This window comes from Mumia sp. (assembly GCF_028803055.1).
GTDB lineage: Bacteria > Actinomycetota > Actinomycetes > Propionibacteriales > Nocardioidaceae > Mumia.
Genome location: NZ_JARBCJ010000138.1, coordinates 1 through 1,897, shown reverse-complemented (window position 1 = coordinate 1,897; position 1,897 = coordinate 1). Strand labels below are relative to the sequence as shown.

The window sequence follows — 1,897 nt, the reverse complement described above, 5'->3', positions numbered from 1 at the left end:
GCACGCATCCAGTCGGGGCACAAGCTGGTCGTGGCCGAGGTGCGCGACGAGTGGCTCGGCGTCTGGTGGGCGGGCTCGCTGGTGTGGGTCCACAACCCGGCGACGAGGCCCGTCGTGCTCCGGACGACCGCCAAGACGGTGACGACGACATCGACGACCGCGGCACCGATCTTCGGCCGCGCCTATCCCGAGCCGGAGGCGTACGCGCCGTACGAGATCCCGGTGCAGGCGATCGCGCCGCTGGAGTACACGCTCGGCGCCGGACAGACGTACGCCGTGAGCGACGACGACGTGGAGACCGACTACTACTACGCGCAGTCCTTCGACGGCTCGATCCCCGACGACCGTACGGACGTGAAGGGCGAGCTGCGCTACTACCAGCTCTGGTACGCGCACAAGCAGGTGTTCGTGAAGGCCGACGACGTGACGCTGCGCGATCCCGGCAAGCGCGCCGTGGTCCCGACCCGGCTGCCGAAGATCACCGGCGAGGCGAAGGTGGGCTCGACGCTCACCGTCAGCAACGGACGGTGGTCGCGTGAGGTGACGGACTTCCGCTACACCTGGCTCGTCGGGGGTCGTCCGGTCGCCGGCGCGACGGGCTACACCTTCACCCCGCGGCCCGGGGACGCCGGCAAGCGCGTCGTCGCGGTGGTGTCCGTCGACGACCCGGCGCTCCACCCGAGGCTCGCTCCGTCGCTGCCGACGGCGAAGGTCCGGCGCTAGACACAGCGATGAGGCGTTTCGACCACCATCTGGTCGAAACGCCTCATCGTCGTCAGCGGACTGTCAGGCCTCGGCGTCGAGCGCGGCCTTGACGCGGCGGTGCGCCTCCCAGATCTCGTCGGGCACCCGATCGAACTGCGCGAGGTGCTCCTCGCGGAAGCCCATCTCCTGCCGCCAGCGCTCCACGTCGATCGACAGGATCGTCTCGAGGTCATCCTTGGCGATGTCGACGCCGTCGAGCATCAGCTCGTCCTCGGTGGGGATGATGCCGACCGGGGTCCGACGCCCGGTGACCTCACCCTTCTTGAGCTGGATCAGCCACAGCAGCGGGCGCAGGTTCTCGCGGTATCCCGGCCACAGGAAGTGGCCGTCCTCCGGGTCACGCTGGAACCAGTTGACGTGCGCGAAGATCGGGAGCTCCTTCGCGGCCCCGACCACGTCGAGGTAGTGCCGCGCGTAGTCGCCCTCGCCGTAGGCCATGAACGGCCGGTTGGACATCGGGTCGTAGCGCAGCTGCCCGTCGACGCCCTCGGCGGCGAAGGTCGCCTCCGCGCCCAGGGTCAGCCCGTCGTACACGCCCTCGGCGAGATCGCTGATCGCGCGGATCAGCGGCTCGCGGTCGCGCGTACGCCCACCGAAGATGATCGCGTCGATCGGCACGCCTGACGCGGCGTTGTAGTCCGGCGCGATGTTGGGGACGTTGTCGAGCGTCGTGGTGAACCGGCTGTTGGGGTGCGCCCACGGCTCTCCGGCCTGGTCGGGCGTCCGGTCGGCGATCGGGTCGCCCTTCCAGTCCAGCCAGCCGGTGACGTCGGCCGGCGGCTGGGGCGTACGGCCCTCCCACCAGACCTCCTGCGTCTGGGGGTTGTAGGCGACGTTGGTGAAGATCGCGCCCGTGCCCTCCGCGATGGACTGCAGCGCCGTCGGGTTGGTCGTCTCGTTCGTGTCCTTCGCGACGCCGAAGACGCCGTACTCCGGGTTCATGCCGTACAGGCGGCCCGACTTCTCGTCCACCCACAGCCACGCGATGTCGTCGCCGTAGAACGACACGTGATAGCGGTCGCCGAGGGCGTCCGGCGGCAGCATCATCGCGAGGTTGGTCTTGCCCGAGGCGCTCGGGAACCCGCCGCAGATGTGGTAGGTCTCGTCGGTCTCCTTGTCGTGGATCCCGATG

General features: G+C 69.5%; 1 protein-coding gene and 1 pseudogene. One reads left to right on the top strand and one right to left on the bottom strand.

The features are described from left to right. Positions 1–723, top strand: a pseudogene (locus PV363_RS12965) (hypothetical protein); the annotation flags it as partial. Positions 724–786: 63 nt separating this feature from the next. On the opposite strand, the gene PV363_RS12960 reads toward PV363_RS12965, so the two are convergent. Next, on the bottom strand, positions 787–1,897 hold a 1,111-nt coding region (locus PV363_RS12960), incomplete at its 5' end, for a phosphoenolpyruvate carboxykinase (GTP) (protein WP_301022526.1).